At 72.7% G+C, this 19,527-nt stretch carries 18 protein-coding genes and 1 other RNA gene; 4 read left to right on the top strand and 15 right to left on the bottom strand.

Annotated elements, in window-relative coordinates; translation table 11 throughout:
• The 4 genes from mobF to FJR00_RS05020 all read right to left on the bottom strand — a co-directional run.
• The coding region (gene mobF / locus FJR00_RS05005; RefSeq protein WP_141337747.1) for a MobF family relaxase at positions 1–3,033 on the bottom strand (3,033 nt) is incomplete at its 3' end.
• A gap of 191 nt (positions 3,034–3,224) precedes the next feature.
• Positions 3,225–4,436 (bottom strand): tyrosine-type recombinase/integrase, encoded by a 1,212-nt coding sequence (locus FJR00_RS05010; protein WP_141337748.1) that lies wholly within the window; start codon positions 4,434–4,436, stop codon positions 3,225–3,227.
• A gap of 181 nt (positions 4,437–4,617) precedes the next feature.
• Positions 4,618–4,984, bottom strand: a transfer-messenger RNA (tmRNA) gene (gene ssrA / locus FJR00_RS05015).
• A gap of 144 nt (positions 4,985–5,128) precedes the next feature.
• Positions 5,129–5,548, bottom strand: a complete 420-nt coding sequence (locus FJR00_RS05020) for a CBS domain-containing protein (RefSeq protein ID WP_181409498.1) — start codon at positions 5,546–5,548, stop codon at positions 5,129–5,131.
• A gap of 140 nt (positions 5,549–5,688) precedes the next feature.
• On the opposite strand from FJR00_RS05020, the gene smpB reads away from it, so the two are divergent.
• Positions 5,689–6,165 (top strand): SsrA-binding protein SmpB, encoded by a 477-nt coding sequence (smpB, locus tag FJR00_RS05025; protein ID WP_141337750.1) that lies wholly within the window; start codon positions 5,689–5,691, stop codon positions 6,163–6,165.
• A gap of 15 nt (positions 6,166–6,180) precedes the next feature.
• On the opposite strand, the gene FJR00_RS05030 is transcribed toward smpB, so the two are convergent.
• Genes FJR00_RS05030 through ftsE form a run of 3 tightly spaced genes read right to left on the bottom strand, consistent with a single transcriptional unit; the run spans position 6,181 to position 9,582 of the window.
• Positions 6,181–7,938, bottom strand: coding sequence for a peptidoglycan DD-metalloendopeptidase family protein (locus tag FJR00_RS05030; protein ID WP_141337751.1), 1,758 nt, complete (start codon positions 7,936–7,938; stop codon positions 6,181–6,183).
• Positions 7,939–7,966: 28 nt separating this feature from the next.
• Positions 7,967–8,890 (bottom strand): permease-like cell division protein FtsX, encoded by a 924-nt coding sequence (ftsX, locus tag FJR00_RS05035; protein ID WP_141337752.1) that lies wholly within the window; start codon positions 8,888–8,890, stop codon positions 7,967–7,969.
• A complete protein-coding gene (gene ftsE, locus FJR00_RS05040; protein ID WP_075957073.1) occupies positions 8,887–9,582 on the bottom strand; it encodes a cell division ATP-binding protein FtsE in 696 nt (231 codons plus the stop codon). Before ftsE ends, ftsX begins: the two co-directional genes overlap by 4 nt.
• A 301-nt stretch (positions 9,583–9,883) precedes the next feature.
• Between ftsE and FJR00_RS05045 the strand changes: the two genes are divergently transcribed.
• Positions 9,884–11,461, top strand: coding sequence for a M28 family peptidase (locus tag FJR00_RS05045; RefSeq protein ID WP_337678382.1), 1,578 nt, complete (start codon positions 9,884–9,886; stop codon positions 11,459–11,461).
• A 69-nt stretch (positions 11,462–11,530) separates the two neighbouring features.
• Here the strand turns inward: FJR00_RS05045 and FJR00_RS05050 are convergent, their stop codons facing one another.
• Both FJR00_RS05050 and prfB read right to left on the bottom strand, forming a co-directional pair.
• A complete protein-coding gene (locus FJR00_RS05050) occupies positions 11,531–12,982 on the bottom strand; it encodes an aldehyde dehydrogenase family protein (protein ID WP_238330316.1) in 1,452 nt (483 codons plus the stop codon).
• A gap of 2 nt (positions 12,983–12,984) precedes the next feature.
• Positions 12,985–14,097, bottom strand: a complete 1,113-nt coding sequence (gene prfB / locus FJR00_RS05055) for a peptide chain release factor 2 (protein ID WP_075957069.1) — start codon at positions 14,095–14,097, stop codon at positions 12,985–12,987.
• 63 nt (positions 14,098–14,160) lie between these two features.
• Between prfB and FJR00_RS05060 the strand changes: the two genes are divergently transcribed.
• Positions 14,161–14,715: a DinB family protein gene (locus FJR00_RS05060; RefSeq protein ID WP_141337753.1), complete on the top strand. Its 555-nt coding sequence runs from the start codon at positions 14,161–14,163 to the stop codon at positions 14,713–14,715.
• Positions 14,716–14,728: 13 nt separating this feature from the next.
• Here FJR00_RS05060 and FJR00_RS05065 read toward each other — a convergent pair whose 3' ends face one another.
• Positions 14,729–16,285, bottom strand: coding sequence for a beta/alpha barrel domain-containing protein (locus FJR00_RS05065; protein WP_337678383.1), 1,557 nt, complete (start codon positions 16,283–16,285; stop codon positions 14,729–14,731).
• A gap of 220 nt (positions 16,286–16,505) precedes the next feature.
• Between FJR00_RS05065 and FJR00_RS05070 the strand changes: the two genes are divergently transcribed.
• Positions 16,506–17,153 carry an arsenate-mycothiol transferase ArsC gene (locus FJR00_RS05070; RefSeq protein ID WP_141337754.1) on the top strand — a complete coding sequence of 216 codons (648 nt, stop codon included), beginning with the start codon at positions 16,506–16,508 and terminating at the stop codon, positions 17,151–17,153.
• 39 nt (positions 17,154–17,192) lie between these two features.
• Here the strand turns inward: FJR00_RS05070 and FJR00_RS05075 are convergent, their stop codons facing one another.
• The 5 genes from FJR00_RS05075 to FJR00_RS05095 all read right to left on the bottom strand — a co-directional run bounded on the left by FJR00_RS05075 (position 17,193) and on the right by FJR00_RS05095 (position 19,475).
• Positions 17,193–17,858 (bottom strand): HAD-IA family hydrolase, encoded by a 666-nt coding sequence (locus FJR00_RS05075; protein ID WP_238330317.1) that lies wholly within the window; start codon positions 17,856–17,858, stop codon positions 17,193–17,195.
• A 93-nt stretch (positions 17,859–17,951) separates the two neighbouring features.
• A complete protein-coding gene (locus tag FJR00_RS05080; RefSeq protein WP_238330318.1) occupies positions 17,952–18,395 on the bottom strand; it encodes a pilus assembly protein TadG-related protein in 444 nt (147 codons plus the stop codon).
• A gap of 11 nt (positions 18,396–18,406) precedes the next feature.
• Positions 18,407–18,808 (bottom strand): pilus assembly protein, encoded by a 402-nt coding sequence (locus FJR00_RS05085; RefSeq protein WP_238330319.1) that lies wholly within the window; start codon positions 18,806–18,808, stop codon positions 18,407–18,409.
• A gap of 56 nt (positions 18,809–18,864) precedes the next feature.
• Positions 18,865–19,248, bottom strand: a complete 384-nt coding sequence (locus FJR00_RS05090; protein ID WP_075957065.1) for a TadE/TadG family type IV pilus assembly protein — start codon at positions 19,246–19,248, stop codon at positions 18,865–18,867.
• Complete coding sequence (locus tag FJR00_RS05095; RefSeq protein WP_141337756.1) at positions 19,245–19,475, bottom strand: hypothetical protein; 231 nt, start codon at positions 19,473–19,475, stop codon at positions 19,245–19,247. The genes FJR00_RS05090 and FJR00_RS05095 overlap by 4 nt, the downstream gene beginning before the upstream one ends.
• Between the last annotated feature and the right edge of the window lie 52 nt (positions 19,476–19,527).

The following is a 19,527-nucleotide window of genomic DNA, read 5'->3' on the forward strand; positions in this document are numbered from 1 at the left end:
GCCGAGGATGTCGGTGAGCACCTGCCGCGGCTCCACCACGGTGTCCTGGACCTCGGGGCCGACACCGTCCAGCGAGGGGGTGGGCGTGTCCAGGTAGAGGTGGTTGGTCTGCCGGCCGCGGGAGAGGGCGACGTACAACGCCTGGCGGGTCTCGGTCCCGTTCAGGACGGTGTGGGTGGTGTCCACGGTGGCGCCCTGGGCGCCGTGGATCGTGCTGGCGTACCCCAGCTGGACGTGCTCGGCCACGTACTCGACCGGCAGAGTGAGCCGGCCCAGCCTGCTCCTGCGCCGGTCAGCCTGGCGCTCGACCAAGACGCCGCCGTCTTGCCGGACGGCGAGCACGTGCCACCGGTCCCCGTTCTTGACCCAGGACCCGTCCGTGTCGCGCAGATTTCGGTCGTTGCGTCGGGTCAGGATGGTGTCGCCGGCGCTGGCACGGGTGCCGTCGGCGAGGGGAACCTCTTGTCCTGGGGTGCTCACGGTGGCGTCGAGACGGTCCTGCCGGGCACGCTGATTGAGCTCTCGGACAGTGTCACGAGTCGCGGCCAGCAGCAGACTGCTCCGACCCGCATCCTTGTCGGCGTTCCAGGCTGCGTACGCCGCCTCGACCACGTCCCCGGTGTCGCCGGTGTGGATCCGTCCGTGGTCGAGGTAGTGGTCCAGGGCGGCGGGGTCTCCGTCGCGGATCGCGAGGGTGGCGGCGCCTTCGGAGGGGTCGGTGAACCGGTGCAGCTCCGTCAGGGTGGCGGTGGTGCCGTGCGCGTGGCCTTGCTCGGCCAGGTCCCGGAAGATCCCACCGGCGGCGACGGCGGCCAACTGCTGGTCGTCCCCGACCAGCCGCACGCTCCCACCGGCGTCAACCACGTGCCGGACCACGGCCGCCAGGTCGCGGGTACCGGCCATGCCTGCCTCGTCGATCAGCACCAACGTTCCCGGGGCGACCGCTCCAACCACGGCGGACGTCGTCCCGGTCTCCGGTGAGGCGCTGCCCGCGGGAGTGTGGTGGAGGTACTTGGCGAGGGTGTCGGCGTGGATGCCGGTGGCCTTGCCGAGCTCTTCGGCGGCGACCGCGGTCGGTGCCAGTCCGAGAACGGTGCCGCCGGAGGCTTCCCAGGCCCGGGCGAGTACGCGTAGGGCGGCGGTCTTGCCGGCGCCGGCCGGGGCGAGGGCGACCTGGACCCGGCACCCGCTCGTGGTCAGGTTGCGGATCATCGCCGTCTGCGACCGATCCAGGCTCGGACCGTCCGCAGACTGGTCGGCCAGCACTTCGTCCACGATGAGCGGGTCTGCCTGGCGGCCGTCGCGGCGCAGTCCCAGGGCGAGGAGCTCTTCCTCGGCAGCCAGGATCGCCTTCGAGGTGTAGGTCTGGCTGCCGTGCACCGTGTGGGCGGACTGCCCATCCGGGCGGCGCAGCACCCGCGGCTCGCCCAGCTCCGGCGGCACCCCGACCGGCACCGAGAAGCCCTGCAAGACCCACCGCTCGACCTCGCGTGCGTGTTCCTCGAGCTTGTCCAGGGGGACTTGGGCGGTGCGCAGCTGGCGGAGGGTCTCGGCGCGTACGTGCCACACCTGCCACGTCGCCCGCGACCCCTCCAGCACCTTCAGCACCCTGGCCGCCACCACCTGGGGACGCACGTCCCCACCACGTCCCTGGAGACGTCCCCGGAAACGTCCCTGCTGCCGCGTCCCCACCTCCTGACCTGCGACGATACACGCGTCTTGACCACGTCCCCGGTCGCCTCCCTTACTGGGTCCCTGGTCGCGTCCCCACCTGGCTCCGACCGCCGCGGCCACCACGTCGTCGGGGCTCTGATCATTGCGGGCGAGCACAACCGTAGCCTGCTCCCGCCAGGTCTGCCGTTGCTCGGCCTCGGAGCGCGGTTCGTGCTTGCCCGGTCGCGTCTCCAGGTTGGCCTGCTGCGCCAGCGCCAGCGACTCGACAGTCGTGGGCGTGCGACCGTGGTCGGCCCGGAAGGTGGCGGCGAGCTCGCGCTGCCGGGCCTCGATCGCTTGCCGCCGCGACGACCACGCGGACAGCAACCCGGGGTCGACGCCGTCGATCTCGCGGACCGGACGTTTGCCCTCCTGCCCTGGGCGGTCGGAGAAGGTAACACCGAGCCGGTCGACGAGGCCGGCTTCGAGGTGGGTGTTGTAGTGCTCAGACGCCATGACCTTGGCCTTGAACAGCATCCGCCCGTCCAGGGTCAGCCAGCGTCCCCCCTCCTCCGGCAGGGACTGGACCTTGTTGGAGACGACGACGTGGGTGTGCAGGTCCGGGTCCCCGGTGCGCGAGTCGCGGTGGTCGAACGCGGCCGCCACCAACCCGGTCACCGGCACCTGGCGGATGCCGCCCTTGCCGACACGGGTGAACGCCACCTCGCGCTCCAGCATCGCCAGCGTCGCGCGCACCGCACCGTGGTGCGCGGCCTCCACCTGCTCGGCGATCTCCGGGGAGGCGAGGGCCCACAGGGCCGAGACCGACTTCACCGGCGAGAACGTCAGGTCGAACCCCGCCACCGGCACCTGCGCCGGCCGCGACGCCCGCGCGATGAACCGGGTCAGCTCGGCCTCGTCCACGGGGGCGCGGCCATGCCGTTGCTCGAACGCCCTCTGGGCGACCTGGGTGCGGATCGCTGCCCGCTCCTCCGCTGGAATCGGCGCGTTCCACGCCAGCCCGCGGCTGGTGTTGTGCTCGCTGAACGCGCGGGCCGTGACCTGCCGCAGAGACGTGGCGTCGAAGGTCGGGAACGCCCGACCCAACCCGCCCCACCCCTTCGCGGCCGCCTCGGGCTCGTTAGAGCGGGGATGGCGGCCCTGCCCGAACAGCAGCTTCATCTGCTCCTCGGTGACCACGTCGCCGACCTTGAGGTCCAGCCCGGCCAGACCGGTGCCCAGCCAACGCCCGGGCGCCTCGCCCTTCTCCTCGTAGTAGGCGGCCAGGCCGGCCTGCCGGCGCTCGGTGGCGTCGTGCGCGGCGACCTGCTTCGTCAGGTACGTGTACCCACTCCCCGCGGCGAGCTTGTGCAACGTCATCACGCACACCACAGGCGGACCGAGCAAGCCCCCGGGGTCCACGAACTCCACCGAGTGCACCAGGTGTGTCCTCGATCTTCCTGTGGCAAGGCAGGCGGCAGGTGTGATCGACGCCGGGGTCGAGCGGTGTCGACCGGGCTGATCGAACCTCTCAGGTGCGCACCGGGGAGCTGGGTCCTTCGAGCGACGGCTCACATGTCGGGAGGTGCGGCATGCGGTGGGAGCGCGATGTCCCGGCTGAGGCGCTCGGTGAGCGCCCGGTCACGCTCGGCGGTGGCGTGTTGGTACCGCAGGGCGACGGAGACGTCGGTGTGGCCGCCGCGGTGGAGCAGCTCGGCGAGTGTGGCGCCCTGCTCGGCGTACTTGCTCAGGCCGGTGTGCCGGAGGTCGTGGAAACGAAAGCCTGGCCGGCCTGTCGCCTCGCGAGCGACTCTCCATGCCTTGTCCAGGGCGGTCTGGGAGACCCGGGCGCCGCGCAGCCCTGCCAGGACCGGTGCGGTGCGTCCTGCAGGGGTGTAGGCGTCGAGGTGGCCCCGGAGGGCAGGCAGCAGCGCCTCGGGGAGCGCGACCGTCCGGACGCTGTCTGCCTTCGGCGGTGTCAGCGCGTTGGCCTTGACGTTCCACTGCCGACGGACGTGGAGCACCGCCCGCCGGGGGTCGTCCAGCTGCTCCAGGTCTCGACGCTGCAGTCCCAGCAGCTCGCCGATGCGCAGGGCGCACCAGGCGGCGAGGGGGATGGCGATCTGCAGGTGCGGCGGCATCGCCTCGGTGAAGGCCCTCACCTGCTCCGGCGACGCGACGTCGCCGTGCTCGTCCTCGGGGCGCACGCGCCGGTGCTTGGGCGCGGCCGGGAAGGCGAAGCGCTCCAGTCCCCCGGCCTGCGCCTTCACGGCGGCGTTGAGCATGGACCTCAGCACGATCACGGTGTTGGGCGCCACGCCGTTGACGCGGGCACCAGGGTGTCGTCGGGAGGGGCGGCGGGCCAGGGCGGCGAGGTGCTCGGCGACACGCTCGCTCGTCAGGTCCACGAGCCTGACCTCCCCGAGCTCGGGGAGCACGTGGTTCCTGAGCACCGAGCGGTAGGAGACCACGGTCGCGCGCGAGCGTCGGGGGTCGTCCTCCAGGGAGGCCAGCCAGATCTCGGCCCACTCCCCCAGCGTCATCGCCTCGGTCTCGGCCCGCGCAGCGGCAGCCTGCCGCTCGGCGCGGCGCTGCGTCGGCGGCACGAACCTGCCTCGTGCGACGTCCGCCTTCGCGATGTGCAGGGCGGCCTTGGCGTCGGTGATGGTCTCGAAGACCCCCAGCGAGTGGGTCCTGCCCTCGTGGTCCATCCGGACCCGGTAGCGACCCCGGAACCGAATGATGCCGGGAGGCAACCGGGCTCTGGTGTCCTTCGTGCTCACGTCGTCAGCCTCCAGATCCGGCGAGGGTGTGTCAGCCCTGTGTCAGTTCTGTGTCAGTTTGGGTGGTCATCTGAGGCTACTCCTGACCACCCCTGTCCAGACGCACGAAACCCCCAGATCCCCGCCCTCATGCGGAATTCTGGGGGTTGACGTGCGACAGCCGCACGACGTGAAGGCACGGGAGTGGAGGTGGCGGGAATCGAACCCGCGTCCGTCGCCAGGAATCCAGGGCTTCTCCGGGCGCAGTGCGCTGTGGATTTTCTCGGCCCCAGGGCTCGCGCGCACACGTTCCCTGACAGGCCCAGTCACGTAGGAGTCCCGCGCCGTCCCGTGACGTGACGACGCAGCAAGTCCTCTAGCTGATGCCAGACACTGAGACGAGGACTAGCTCAGGCTGACAGACTTCGGGCTCGCTCAGGCGGCGAGGGCGAAGTCGCTGCGCTTGGAATTGGCAGCTATTGGTTTCGCAAGGAGCGTTGACGAGATGACCTTGCATCCTCGACCCGCTTCCCCTGAGACGCTGAACGACGTCGAAACCGATCACCCCCATGGGGTGCCTTCACGCTGTGCAGTTGTCAAGGTGCCCGTCCGCGACCCCTGGGGGTCACGGGCGGAACATCATCGTACGTGGGTCAACGCCACCGGGTCCACAGAGATTCCCCCGAGGGTGCGCCCCGGCGGCCGGTGGCGGGTCAGCCGCGCCCGTAGACCATCTGGACGAAGTGGGCGACCTTGTCGTCGGACACGTGGCGCGCCAGGTCGGACTCGCTGATCATGCCGACGAGGTGTCCGCCGTCCACGACGGGCAGCCGCTTGATCTGCTGGTCCCCCATCGTGTCCACGATGCGGTCCACCTCCTCGTCCGGGCCCACGGTGGAGACGATCCCCTGGGCGACCGATCCGACCGGCGTGGTGGTCAGGTCGACGCCCTCGGCGACACCGCGCACGACGATGTCCCGGTCGGTGACGATGCCGGACAGTGCGCCCTCCATTGACAGGACCGGCAGGGCCCCCACCCCGTGGTCGCGCATCACCGCGGCCGCGTGGGCCAAGGTCTGCTCCTCGGTGACGGTGTGCATGTCGGCGGTCATGATCTCGCGGGCGGTGCTCATCTCGCTCCCTTTCCACGGGGGTATGCGGTCTCGTACGTCCCACCCTGCCCCGCACCGGGGTCGGCGGCAACCGGACCCGGCGACGGCCGGCGAGAACCGGGGCGACCGCATACCTGCTGCTCACCTAGACTGGCCTGGTCATGCCCAAGGAGACCGGACGCAAGGTCGTCGCGAACAACAAGAAGGCCCGGCACGAGTACCTCATCGAGGACACCGTCGAGGCCGGCCTCGTGCTGACCGGGACCGAGGTGAAGTCGCTGCGGCAGGGGCGTGCGTCCCTCGTGGACGGCTACGCCACCTCCTACGGCGGGGAGCTCTACCTCGAGGGTGTGCACATCCCGGAGTACACGCAGGGCACGTGGACCAACCACTCGGCCCGCCGGCGCCGCAAGCTGCTGCTGCACCGCGACGAGATCGACAAGCTCGTCGCCAAGGCGGACCAGGCGGGGTACACGATCGTCCCGCTGTCGCTGTACTTCAAGGACGGGCGCGCCAAGGTCGAGATCGCGCTCGCCAAGGGCAAGAAGCTCTACGACAAGCGGCAGACGCTGCGGGAGCGACAGGACCGTCGCGAGGCGGAGCGGGCGATGTCGGCGCACCTGAAGCGGCACGGCTGACGGCCGACCGCTTCGTCAGAGCCAGGTGCGCGGATTGACCGGGGTGCCGTTCTCGCGGGTCTCGAAGTGCAGGTGGCAGCCGGTGGACGAACCGGTCGTGCCCTCGTAGCCGACGACCTGTCCGCGGCCCACCGACTGTCCCGGTGACACGGCGAAGCTCTGCAGGTGCAGGTAGGCCGTGGTCAGGTTGACCCCGCGCTGCACGCCGTGGTCGATCACCACGTAGTTGCCGCGGCTGTCGTCGTAGGGGGTGGAGTGCACGACCCCGTCGGCGGCGGCGCTGATCGGGGCCCCGCACCCGCCGCTGAAGTCGATGCCCGAGTGCAGGAGCGTGACGCCCAGGATCGGGTGCAGCCGCATCCCGAACTCGCTGGTCACCGCGCCCGCCACCGGCTGGGACAGGAACCCCGAGGACGACTGCGCCGCGACCTGGGTGACCTGCGCCCGGCGCTCCGCCTCCGCCTCCGCGGCCGCCTGCCGCTCCCGCTCCTGGGCGGCCTCGCGGTCCGCGGCCTCCTGCGCGGCCCGCTCGGCGGCCGCGGCCTCCTGCGCCGCCGCCTCGGCCCGCCGCCGGGCCTCTGCGGCAGCCTGCTCGTCGGCGCGGCGCTGCGCGTCGGCCTCGGCCTGGCGCTGCCGTTCGGCCTCGCGCTCGGCAGCCCGCTGGCGGGCCCGCTCGTCGGCCGCCTGCTGGGCCGCCGCTTCCTCCGCCGCCTTCCGCCGGGCCTCCTCCTCGGCAGCCTTGCGCAGCGCCTCCTCCTCGGCCTTCCGTGCGGCCTCGGCCTCGGCCTTGCGGCGGGCCGCCTCCTCGGCGGCCTTGCGCTCGGCCTCGGCGATCCGCTCCACCTCGGCCTGCTCGTCGGCCTTGAGCCCGTGCCGGGTCTCGGCCAGGTCGGCCAGCTCGGCGGCCAGGTCGTCGGAGCGCCGCTGCTCCTCCGTCAGCTCGGCGGCCACGCGGGCCTTCTCCTCCTCCAGGGCGGCCTTCTCCCGGGCCTGTCGTGCCTCGAGCTCTTCCAGCTCGGCCCGCACGGCGTCGGCCTCGGCGCGAGCCTCCTCCTTGGCGACGACCACGGCCTCGGCCCGGGCGAGCAGGTAGGCGATGTCGTCGCGCACCCCGGCGAGCCGGTCCTGCTCGACCACGTGCTGGGCCTCCTGGTCGGCCAGCGCCCGGATCTGCTGGTCCTGCACCCGGAGCACGGTGCGGGCCATCGACATCTCGTCGACCGCGTCCGACTCCCCGGAGAGGAGCTCGAGCGTGGAGGCGAGCGACCCCATACCACCCTGCTTGTAGCTCTCCCGGGCGATCGCCCCCACCGTCTCCCGGCTCTGCGCCTGCTCCGCCTCGTTGGCGTCGAGGCGCTCCCGGATCTGCTCCTCGTCCACCCGGGCCAGCCCCAGCTCGGTCTCGATGCGCCCGGCCTCCGCCTCCGCGTCGGCCAGGTCGGCCTCGGCCTCGGCCAGCGCCACGCGGGCCGCCTCCACCTGCTCGGTGGTCCGGTCGAGCCGTTCGCTGGCGGCCACGAGCTCCTCGCTCGTGTGGTCCAGCTCCTCGTCGAGCTCGGCGACCTGCGTGCGGGAGCGCTCCTCCGCCTGGCGCTTGCGCTCCTCCTCCGCCTCGACCCGCTCGATCCGGTCACGGATCTCGTCGAGGTCGTCGGCGAGGGCGGGGCCGGCGACCATCACGCTGGCCAGCGCCAGGGCGAGGACCCCGCGGACCCGGGTGGCTGCATACCGACGGCGTCCCCGGACCGGGGACTGGTGGACCGAACCGCTCATCGTGCTTCTCCTCGTGCTGTCCACGGGCTCAGACCCGCACGTGCCGGTGCAGGGCCAACCACGCGGTGACCACGGCCAGCAGGAGTGCCCCACCGACCAGGAACGGGGTGATCAGCCACAGGTCGCGCTCGCCGACCAGGCTGATCAGGCCGCTCTCCCCCGCGAGCAGCTCGGACAGGAACCCGGTGACGCCGTAGCGCACCGTGGCCCACAGGAGGCCGATGGCGAGCGCGGCACCGAGCAGGGTCGCCACGACGGTCTCCAGGATGAAGGGCAGGTGGATGGAGAAGGCCGAGGCCCCGACCATCCGCTTGATCGCGGTCTCCCGCCGCCGGGTCCAGGCGGTGAGCCTGATCGTCGTCGAGATGAGCAGGACGGCGCACACGACCATCGCCACGGCCAGCGCCAGCGCCCCGACGCTGAGGACCCCCAGGAAGGTGAACAGCTTGTCCACGACCTCGCGCTGGTCCTCCACGCTCTCCACCCCCGGGGCGTTCTCGAAGGCGGCCCGGATCACCTCGTACCGGCTGGGGTCGGAGAGGTTGACGCGGAAGGACTCCGGGATCGCCTCCTGGGGGATGGAGTCGATGACCGGACTGTTGCGGAACTGCTCGCGGAAGCGCTCGTAGGCCTCCTCGTTGGACTCGTAGAAGACCTCGGTGACCAGCGGGCTCAGGCCCTCCAGGTCCGCCCTGACCTGCTCGCGCTGCTCCTCGGTCACCCCGCCCTCGCTGCACGAGGCCACCTCGGTGGCTCCCGGGGTGCAGAGGAAGATCGAGACCTCGACCTTGTCGTACCAGAAGCCCTTGGCCGTGCTGACCTGCTGCTGGGCGAGCAGGCCGATGCCGAGGAAGAAGAGGGAGACCATCGTCACCAGGACCACGGAGACGACCATGGAGACGTTGCGGCGCAGGCCGTTGCCGATCTCGCCGAGCAGGAACCCCGGTCTCACGGCGCCACCACCTGCCGGTAGCCGCCCTCGGCCTGGTCGCGGACCACCCGGCCCTCGTGGAGCTGGACGACCCGCTTGCGGAACTGGTCCACGATCGAGGTGTCGTGCGTGGCCATGAGCACGGTCGTACCCGCCCGGTTGATCCGGTCGAGGATGGCCACGATCTCGCTGCTGGTGTCCGGGTCGAGGTTCCCGGTGGGCTCGTCGGCGAGCAGGATCGGCGGCTTGTTGACCATGGCCCGGGCGATCGCCACGCGCTGCTGCTCGCCGCCGGAGAGCTCGTGCGGCAGCCGGCGACCCTTGTCCTGCAGGCCGACGAGCGCGAGGGTCTCGGGCACCCGCTGGCGGATCTCGTGCCGCCGGGCACCGAGCACCTGCAGCACGTAGGCCACGTTCTGCGCGACCGTCTTGCCGGACAGCAGCCGGAAGTCCTGGAAGACCGTGCCGATCTGCCGCCGCAGCAGGTGCACGCGACGCTGCGGCAGCTCGCCGAGGTCGTGCCCCGCCACGAGCACCCGCCCGGAGGTGGGTGCCTGCTCCACGATGACCAGCCGCAGCAGCGAGCTCTTGCCCGAGCCCGACTGCCCCACCACGAAGCAGAACTCGCCGCGCGTCACGTCGAGGTCGACATCGCGCAGCGCCCAGGGGTCGCCCTTGGCGTAGCGCAGGCTGACGTTCTCCAGGGTGATCACGCGGACGGGCTCCAGGGGGCGGTATGCGGTGCTGCTGGGACTGGGGGGACGTGTGTGACGGGCGGGTGGTCGGCGATCACGGTAGCCGAGGGAGGCGGGTCGACCAAGGACCCTCGCCGGGACCGTCGGGATCGGGCCCGTCCGGGGTCGGGTCAAGGAACGGTCGTGACCGGGTAAGGCCTCGTTCAGGACTCGGTCAGGAGTTGGTCAAGACCCTGGAACCGGGGGCCGCGGGTGCCTACCTTGCGACAGGACCCGCGGTCGTTCCGCGGGCCTTCCCCCGTCAAAGGAGACGTACGACGTGAGCACCAGGGAGATCGACGACCGGGCCGCGCGGCCCGGCCGCAGGACCACCCGACGCACGCTGGCCGTCACGGCGACGGCCGCCGTCGCCCTCGCCGGCATGGGAGGGCCGGCCCTGGCCAAGGGCCCGGGCGGCGAGAGCAACGGCAACCCGAACACCAGCAAGAAGATCACCCAGGCGGTCGACGTCGACAACGTCTGGGCGCACCTGGAGGAGTTCCAGCGGATCGCGGACGACAACGGCGGGAACCGGGCAGCGGGCACGGAGGGCTACGAAGCCAGCGCCGAGTACGTGGAGCAGGTCCTGCAGGAGGCCGGGTACGAGACCGAGCGGCACCCCTTCAGCTACCCACGCACCCGGACCGTGGCCGAGTCGCTGACCGTCGAGGGCGAGTCCCTGGGCGTGCGGGTGATGTCCTACAGCCCGGCCACGCCCGACGGCGGGGTCACCGGCACCCTGGCGGCACCGGCCGTCGACCCGGAGGGCTGCGACGCGGCCGCCTACGGTGAGGGAGCCGACCTCACCGGCCAGATCGCCATCGTCTCGCGGGGCAGCTGCGCGTTCGCGGCCAAGTCGCTGGTCGCCGCCGCCGTCGGGGCCGAGGCGGTCCTCGTCTACAACAACGTTCCAGGCATGGTCAACGGCACCCTGGGCGAGCCCGACCCCGGCTACGTGCCCGCGGGAGGCATGACGCAGGCCGACGGCCAGGCCGTGCTCGCCCGGATGGCGGAGGGTCCGGTGGAGGCCACCGTGCAGCTGGAGACGGTCGACGAGGTGGTCAGCACCTTCAACGTGCTCGCCGAGACCTCCCAGGGCCGGGACGACAACGTCGTCATGCTCGGGGCCCACCTCGACGGTGCCCAGGAGGGCGCCGGCATCAACGACAACGCCACCGGGTCGGCGGCGATCCTGGAGACCGCGGTGCAGCTGGCCACGGTCAACAAGCTCAACAACACGGTGCGCTTCGCCTGGTGGGGCGGCGAGGAGGACGGCCTCCAGGGGTCGGACGCCTGGGTCGCCGACCAGTCCGACGACGAGCTGGCCGACATCGCCACCTACCTCAACTTCGACATGGTGGGCTCGCCGAACTACATCATCGGGGTCTACGACGCCGACGAGTCCACCTACGCGGCACCCGTCGAGGTCCCCGACGGGTCCATCGAGACCGAGGACGTCTTCACCGACTACTTCGACTCCATCGGGCAGCCATGGGTGGACACGATGTTCTCCGGGCGCTCCGACTACCAGCCCTTCATCGCGGCCGGGATCCCGGCCTCCGGCCTGTTCACCGGGGCCGACGGCACCAAGACGGAGGAGGAGGTCGAGATGTTCGGCGGCACCGCCGGCATCACCTACGACCCGAACTACCACACACCGGCGGACGACCTGTCGAACGTCAACCCCGAGGCCCTGGACATCATGGGCGACGCCATCGCCCACGCCACGCTGTCGCTGGCCCAGGACACCTCGGAGGTCAACGGCAAGCGCAGCGCCGGCAAGTCCGGCAAGCCGCACCCGCAGGGAGACCTGCCGACGGCGGACGAGGGGGACGAGGGGGACGAGGACGCCGCCTGAGGAGGCACGTCGCCGAGACCTCAGATCGCCGGCGGGCGGCACCCAGACCGGGTGCCGCCCGTCGGCACGTCAGCCGCGCCGGACCAGGCCGCGCAGCTTCTGCATACCCTCCCGGACCACGGCGGCCGGTCGCGCGGCCCGGCCGGGGGCGGTCGCGGCGGCGACGAGCCGGCCCTTGAGCCCGTCGAAGGGCGGGTAGAGCACCCGCAGGGTGTCCGGGCCCAACGGCTTGTCCAGCACCGACCGGTGGTGGCTGAGCTCCTCGACCGACGCCCGCCCGTGGTAGCTGCCCATGCCCGAGGCCCCCACGCCCCCGAACGGCAGCTGGGCCGCGCCGACGTGCACCACGGTGGCACCGAACGCCATGCCGCCCGAGGTGGTGCGGCGGGTGAACGCCTCCCTGACCTCCTCGCGCTCGGAGAAGACGTAGAGCGCCAGCGGATGGTCGCGCGAGGCGATCTGCTCGATGGCCTGCTGGTGGTCCGCCACGGTGATGACCGGCAGGACCGGGCCGAAGATCTCCTCCTGCATGATCGGTGCGTCCGGGTCGACGTCGGCCAGCACCGTCGGGGCGAGGTAGCGCTCGTCGGCGTCGTGCTGGCCGCCGACGACCACGGTGCCGCCGGCGCCCTCGAGCAGCTCGACGAGCCGGGCGTGCTGCCGTGCGTCGACGATCCGCCCCAGGTCCGGGCTCCTGCGGGGGTCGTCGCCGAAGAACTCGTGCACCGCCGCCACCAGCTCGGCCAGCAGGCGGTCCCGGGCCGTGCGGGTGACCAGGACGTGGTCGGGGGCCACGCAGGTCTGCCCGGCGTTGGTGAACTTGCCCCACACGATCCGCCGGGCGGCCGCGCCCAGGTCCACGGTGTCGTCGACGAACGTCGGCGACTTGCCGCCCAGCTCGAGGGTCACCGGCGTGAGGTGCTCGGCCGCGGCGCGCATGACGATGCGCCCCACCCGGCCCGAGCCGGTGAAGAAGATGTGGTCGAACCGCTGCTCCAGCAGGGCGGTCGTCTCCTCGACGCCGCCGGTGACGACCTGGGCGACGTCGGAGGGCAGGTACAGCGGCACCAGGCGCTCGACCAGGGCGGCGAGGCGGGGCGTGTGCTCGCTGGGCTTGAGCACCACGGTGTTGCCGGCCGCCAGGGCCCCCGCGACCGGGGAGGCCAGCAGGTTGAGCGGGTAGTTCCACGGCGCGACGACCAGCACGACGCCCTTGGGCTGCAGCTGCACGTGGGCCCGGGCAGGTCGCAGGGTCAGGGGCAGCGACACCGGCCGGGGCGCGGTCCACTCCTCCAGGTGGGCCAGCAGGTGGTCGATCTCCTCGACGCTGACGTAGGTCTCGGTCAGCCGGGCCTCCAGCCGCGGCTTGCCGACGTCCGCGGCGACGGCCTCGACCAGCTCGGCCTCGTGCTCGACGAGCAGCCGGCGCAGCGCGCCCAGCTGGGCGCGGCGCCAGTCCAGGCCCGCGGTGCTCCCCGAGGTCACGGTATGCCGCAGCGCGGCGAGGTCGGGCCCGCTCACGGTCAGTCCTGCGCGCGTTCCTGGCCGCGCTTCCAGCGGATGCCGGCCTCGATGAAGTCGTCGATCTCGCCGTCGAAGACCGCGTTGGTCGATCCGACCTCGTGCCCGGTGCGCAGGTCCTTGACCATCTGGTAGGGGTGCAGGACGTAGGAGCGCATCTGGTCGCCCCAGCTGGCCTTGACGTCGCCGGCCATCTCCTTGCGCTCGGCGGCCTCCTCGGCCTGCTTGAGCAGCAGCAGCCGGGACTGGAGCACGCGCAGCGCGGCGGCCCGGTTCTGGATCTGGCTCTTCTCGTTCTGCATCGAGACCACGGTGCCGGTGGGGATGTGGGTCATCCGCACCGCCGAGTCGGTGGTGTTGACCGACTGCCCGCCGGGGCCGGAGGAGCGGAAGACGTCGATCTTCAGGTCGTTCTCGGGGATGTCGATGCTGTCCGTGGACTCGATGAGCGGGATGACCTCGACGGCCGCGAAGCTGGTCTGCCGACGCCCCTGGTTGTCGAACGGGCTGATCCGCACGAGCCGGTGGGTGCCCGCCTCGACCGCCAGGGTGCCGAACGCGTAGGGCACCTTGACCTCGAAGGTGGCCGACTTCAGCCCGGCCTCCTCGGCGTAGGAGGTGTCCAGCACGGTCGTGGGGTAGTCGTGCCGCTCGGCCCAGCGCAGGTACATCCGCATGAGCATCTCGGCGAAGTCGGCCGCGTCCACGCCCCCGGCGCCCGCGCGGATCGTCACCACGGCCTCGCGCTCGTCGTACTCCCCGTTGAGCAGGGTGCGCACCTCCAGCTGCTCGACGTCCTTGCGCAGCCTGGCCAGGTCGCGCTCGGCCTCCACCATCGTCTCGGCGTCGCTCTCCTCCTGGCCCAGCTCCACCAGCGCCTCGAGGTCGTCGATCCGGGCGTCCATGCCGGTGACCTTGTCGTGCTCGGCCTTGGCGCGGGACAGCGAGGAGGTCACCTTCTGCGCGTGGTCCACGTCGTCCCACAGGTTCGGCGAGGACGCCTCGGTCTCCAGCTCGGTGATCTGCTCCTGCAGCCGGTCGAGGTCGGTGACGTCCCGCACCGACGCCATCGTCGCGCGGAGCTGCTTGATCTCGTTCTCGAAGTCGACTGCCACGAGGGTCAAGCCTACGCGCTCGGACCGGGCGGACCGACCCGCCCACGACATACCCTCGGGCCCATGGAGCAGAACCGGACCGACGACCAGGGTCGACCGGAGCCACCGCTGGTGGCCGACGAGGCGGCCACGCTGCTGGGCTTCCTGGAGTTCCAGCGCGCGACCTTGGGGTGGAAGACCCGGGCCCTGGACGAGACCGGACTGCGGCGCAGGCTGGACGCCCACCCCTCGCGGCTGACGCTGGGCGGGCTGCTGAGCCACCTGGCCTGGGTGGAGGACTTCTACCTCGCCTCGGGCGCCGCCGGCACACCGATGCCGGAGGAGTGGCAGCGCTCCGACGACGGGTCCGACTTCGTGCGGGCGTGGACCTCGGCGGACACGCTCCCGGCCGACGAGGTCAGGGCCCGGTGGGAGCGCTCGGTGGCCCGGTCCCGGGCGGTGGTGGCCGACCTCCTGGGGCGCGGCCCCGACGCCCTGGACCGGACCTACCCCGCCTGGGACGGCCAGGAGCAGGTCACCCTGCGGTGGCTGCTCACCCACCTGGTGGAGGAGTACGCCCGGCACAACGGCCACGCCGACCTGCTGCGGGAGCTGGTCGACGGGCAGACCGGGGAGTGACCGGCGGCGCCTCTCAGGCGATGGCCACCAGGCGGCCCGACGCGGAGGTGGCGACCGCCTCCTGCAGGTAGGACAGCGCCTGCCGGGCCGTCCACCCCTCGGGGTGGCGCTGGATGAGCACCTGCGCGCCCTCGAGGTCCTGCCCCAGCGTGACGAGGGTGTCCTCGACGTAGCCGTCCTTGCGGTGCTGCCCCAGCCCGATGTTGGCCATCAGCCCGTTGCACAGGCACTTGCGTCCGACCGTGTCCTCGGGCTCGCCGCCCTTCTTGAGGTACATGTGCACCGGCTCGGAGGCGCAGCGGTAGCCGATCTCGCCGTCCTCGCGCTCGTAGGGCTGGCGCAGGTAGGACAGGTCGCACAGGCGCGGGCGGGCCTCGTAGACCTCGACCTGGCTGGCCGTGCCCTCCAGGGTGGCCACCTTGAAGGGGAAGCCGGTCGGGCTGGCGCGCGGGTCGTTGCGCACGTCCAGCTCCCCGGCCCGGAGCCGGTCCAGCATCTGGGCCCGCACGCCGTCGGCCAGGCCGGAGTCGGTCGACATGGCGAACAGCGTGCCGACCTGGACGCCGACGGCGCCGGAGGCCACGGCCTCGGCGACCCGCTCGGGGGTCCCGAAGGCGCCGGCGAGCCAGAACGGCAGGCCCAGCGCGGCCATCTTCTCCAGGTTGGCCTCGTCGCGGGCGCCGTAGACGGGCTCGCCGTGCTCGTCGAGCTGCATCCTGCCGCGGGGCGGGGCCGAGTGACCGCCGGCCGGAGGACGCTCGACGACGAAGCCGTCGGGCCGGATGTCCGGGTCACGGTGCAGGTAGGACGCGAGCTGGTCGACCGAGACGATCGCCAGGAAGTCCGGCCGGACCAGGGCGGGCAGGTCCTCCCCCAGCAGGTCGACCGGGTCGACCTCGACGTGGCGGCGCAGCGTGCCGCCGGCCACGTCGGCGCTGATCCGTCCGGGAGTCCCGGCGGCCAGCGCCCGCAGCAGGGCGGGGATCTCCCGCGGGATGCCCGCGCCCATGAGCACGTAGTCGACGCCCGCCAGCATCGCGCCGAACAGGGCGGTCGGGGTGGCCATCTGCACCTTCTCCAGGGCGTTGATGCCCACGAGGCCGTCGTGCCCCTCCTTGGCCAGCCACACCTCGGCGAAGTTGCCGAGCACGCCCAGCTCCTGACCGGCGCGCGCGGTCTGCAGCGTCAGCTTGGGGATCGGCTTGTAGGGCGTGTCCGGGCGGCGACCACCCTCGATGAAGTACTTGCCCAGCACCCGCTCGACCATCGCCTGCGAGGGGAAGTGCGCGAGCGCCCGCCGGTAGTGCCCGCCCGGGTCGCCGTCCTGCAGCACGCGGGAGAGGACCGCGTCCATCGCGGTGCCGGACACGACCCCGAGGTGGCCGGCGGTGGAGACCTGGCGCGCCAGGCGCCACCCGGAGACGGCCACCCCCATCCCGCCCTGGATGACGACGGGGCGGCGCCGCCCGGTCCCGCCCGGTCCCGGCTGGGCGGCGGGCTCGGGCGCGCCTGAGGGCGCGGCGGGGGCCGGCTCGGCAGGACGGGGGTATGCGGCAGCGACTGCGGGCATGCGGGGGGTCACCTTCGGGTCGGGTACCTACGCAGGCGTAGGTTTCGGTTCCGTAGGTTACGTTAACGTAGGTCGCCGGGGCCTGTCGCCCCCGACGACGGGGCCCGACGGAGCGGACTCCCTCTCGCGAACCTCCCACCTGCTGACCGATCCTGGCGTACACTTGGTGTTCACCAGTTGTTCACCTGACCGGAGGTGCGACATGCAGGCGCGCAGCCCCATGTACGAGCACACCCTGCGCCGGGTCCAGCGCGACCTGACCGAGCGCTTCGCCGCAGGCTTCAGCGCCGAGGAGGTGGCCGAGGTGGTCGCCCGGGGGCGGCGGCAGCTGGAGGAGAACGGGCGCCACCCCGAGTTCATCCCCGCCCTCCTGGAGCACTGGGCCCGCGACGAGCTGCTCGCGACCGCCCGCGCCGAGGGTCGGCCGCTCTCCCCGCTGCCCAAGCTGCTGTTCGTGTGCGAGCACAACGAGGGCCGCTCGCAGGTGGCGGGGGCCCTGGCCGAGCACCTCTCCGGCGGGCGGGTGCTCGTGCGGTCGGCCGGCGTCCACCCGACGGGCCGGCTCAACCCGCACGCGGTGACCGTCCTGGCCGAGCGGGGCATCGAGCTGCGCAACCCCCTTCCCCAGACCGTGCACGCCGACGCCCTCGACGCCGCGGACGTCATCGTCCTCATCGGCTGCTGCCAGGAGGAGGTCGACCACGCCGGGCGTCGCGTCGTCCGCTGGGACGTCGACGACCCCTACGCCCAGGACCTGCAGACCGCCCGGCGCATCGCCGACGAGCTGGAGAAGCGGGTCCGCGCCCTCCTCGCGGACCTCGAGGTGCCGGTCGTCGACGGTCGGGAGACAGCCCGGGCCGCGTCCTGACGGTCGTGGAGCACCTGCCCCGGACGTGACCGACCGGGGTCAGGCCAGCTCCACCCGCACGCCGTGCTCCACGAGCCGGAAGGTGACCTGCGACAGGTCTGGCACCACGGCGTCGGCCAGGGGCGCCAGCTCGTGGACCTCGCTCGTCGTGGTCACCGCGAGGGTGGCCGCCCGGGCCGCCCGACCGGCCTGCAGGCCCGCCGGTGCGTCCTCGACGACGAGGCAGCGGGCCGGGTCCACGCCCAGCTTCCGCGCGCCCAGCAGGAAGGGCTCCGGGTCGGGCTTGCCCCGGGTGATGTCGTCGGCCGTCACGAAGGCCGCCGGCGGTGTCAGCCCGGCGGCGTCCAGCCGCAGGACGGCCAGGTCGCGACCGGCCGAGGTGACGATCGCGGCCCGCCCGCCCACGGCGGCGAGCGCGTCCCCGGCCCCCGGCAGCGCGACCACGCCCTCGGCGTCCTCGAGCTCGCGCCGGTCGATGTCGGCCGTGGCCGCGTCCACGTCCAGGTGGGGCGCAACCCTGGACACGATCCCCCGGCTGGGCACCCCGTGGAGGCCGACGAGACGCTCCAGGGGGATGCCGTGGTGCTCGGCCCAGGCGGTCCAGGCCCGCACGACGGGCCCGCGGGAGTCGATGAGGGTGCCGTCGTTGTCGAACAGGACGGCCTCGAAGACGGTGGTGGTCAGGTCGACCGTGGTGGGAGGCACCGGGTCATTTTCCCAGGCGCCGACGGGCGGCTCGAACCGCGCGGGCCGCGCGGGCCGCGCGGGGACGGCATACCTCCTGCGAGGCGTCACGAGTCAAGGTTCGAGGTCGCTGCGGGCCCTCGAGGTGATGGTGATCGGCACCGAGCCCCCGAAGGTCGAGAGCACCGGGGTGAGGACCGGGATCCGGGCGCCCCCGGTGAGCACGACCACCGCCGTCCGCCCGTCCGGCGTGCCGGTGCCGGGTGCGACCTGCCACCCGGTCAGTCGGGACGGCAGGCTCCGGGAGGCCAGGTGGGCCTGGGCGGCCTCGGCCACTCCGGCGCTGGTGAGCGGGACCCCCGAGCCCACGCCCGAGGAGTAGGCGGTCGCCTCGTCCAGCGCGTCGCTGGCGTCCAGCGCGGCCGCGTCCGCGGCGTCGAGCAGGTGGATCCGCGCCAGCTGGACCGAGGTGACGCCTACGACCCCCAGGACCACGGAGAGCGCCACCGCGACCATGCCGACCAGCAGGATGCTGACCTGCCCGGCCTCGGGATCCACCCGTCCGGCTATCATCCTCGCGTCCGGAACTCGTCGACGGGCTCGGTGTGCCGGGCGGTGAGCCGGACGGTCGAGGGGACCCGGCCGATCATGAAGTCGGGCACGAGCGGCAGGGGCACCTCCACGACCGCGTCCACGACGACGGCACCGCCCGGCTCCAGGCAGCCGGGCCCGCCGCAGGCCAGGCCCAGCCGCAGGTCCCCCGGGGCGAAGCCGTGCGCCTGGGCCACCAGGCCGGCCGCCGCCTCGGCCCGCCCCGCAGCCTCGTCGACGGAGTCGGCGGTCACGTAGCTGCGCCCCGCCTCCCTCGCCCCGGCCGTGACGGCGTAGGCCCCCGCCTGGACGCGTCCGACCGTGCCCACCAGGTAGAACAGCGGCACGACCAGCAGCACGAGGAGGAAGGCGACCTCCACGGTCATCGATCCTCGGTCCGGCGCCCAGGCGCGGCCGGACGACCCCGCGGAGCCGTTCACTGGTCCTCCGCGTAGGCCTGCCCGGTGACCACCATCCGGTCGGCCGGGCCGAACGGGCCGAGCACGGGGAGGGCCATCGAGGCGCTGACCTCGACGACCTGCACCCCGTCGGCGGCGGTGCGCCGGGCCGACACCGCCACCCCGCTGGTGCCGGGGAGACTGTCCCGGAGGAGCTCCCGGGCCCGGTGGGCGCCGTCCTGCGGCCCGGCGTCGGCCCGGGCACCGTGGCGGGCCCCCTCCACGACGTGGGCGGTCGCCGTGTTGTGCAGGTGCAGGGCGAAGGCGAGCTGGACCGCCGCGAGCAGGAGCACCGAGACCATCCCCGCGAGGAGGGCGAACTCGGTCACGGCGGCGCCCCGGTCCGACGGGCCCCCGGTCACGTCCCGACGCTGGTCACGGCGGTGGTGAACAGCTGGGTCAGCAGCGGTTCGGCGACGAGCCACAGGGCCGCCACGAGACCCGCCGTCATGATGGTGATGAGGACCCAGCCGGGGACGTCGCCACGTTCCGGCTCGGCGGCCCACGCACGCACGCGGTCCGCGAGCGCACCTCCGGCGCCGACGGACCCCGGGCTGCCGGGGCTGCGGAGGGTGGTGGATCGCTTCATGGGTTCGTTGTCCTTCTCTCTCGGTCGTCCGCACGGCGGCGGCTGTGGTGGT

Origin of the sequence: Ornithinimicrobium kibberense, assembly GCF_006519705.1 — a bacterium.
Lineage (GTDB): Bacteria > Actinomycetota > Actinomycetes > Actinomycetales > Dermatophilaceae > Ornithinicoccus > Ornithinicoccus kibberensis.

Coding starts and splice junctions, on each gene's coding strand:
- FJR00_RS05020 (WP_181409498.1), bottom strand. CDS start 5,548: ATGAGCACCGCCCGCGAGATCATGACCGCCGACATGCACACCGTCACC.
- FJR00_RS05065 (WP_337678383.1), bottom strand. CDS start 16,285: ATGCCCGCAGTCGCTGCCGCATACCCCCGTCCTGCCGAGCCGGCCCCC.
- FJR00_RS05060 (WP_141337753.1), top strand. CDS start 14,161: ATGGAGCAGAACCGGACCGACGACCAGGGTCGACCGGAGCCACCGCTG.
- FJR00_RS05095 (WP_141337756.1), bottom strand. CDS start 19,475: ATGAAGCGATCCACCACCCTCCGCAGCCCCGGCAGCCCGGGGTCCGTC.
- smpB (WP_141337750.1), top strand. CDS start 5,689: ATGCCCAAGGAGACCGGACGCAAGGTCGTCGCGAACAACAAGAAGGCC.
- FJR00_RS05070 (WP_141337754.1), top strand. CDS start 16,506: ATGTACGAGCACACCCTGCGCCGGGTCCAGCGCGACCTGACCGAGCGC.
- FJR00_RS05030 (WP_141337751.1), bottom strand. CDS start 7,938: ATGAGCGGTTCGGTCCACCAGTCCCCGGTCCGGGGACGCCGTCGGTAT.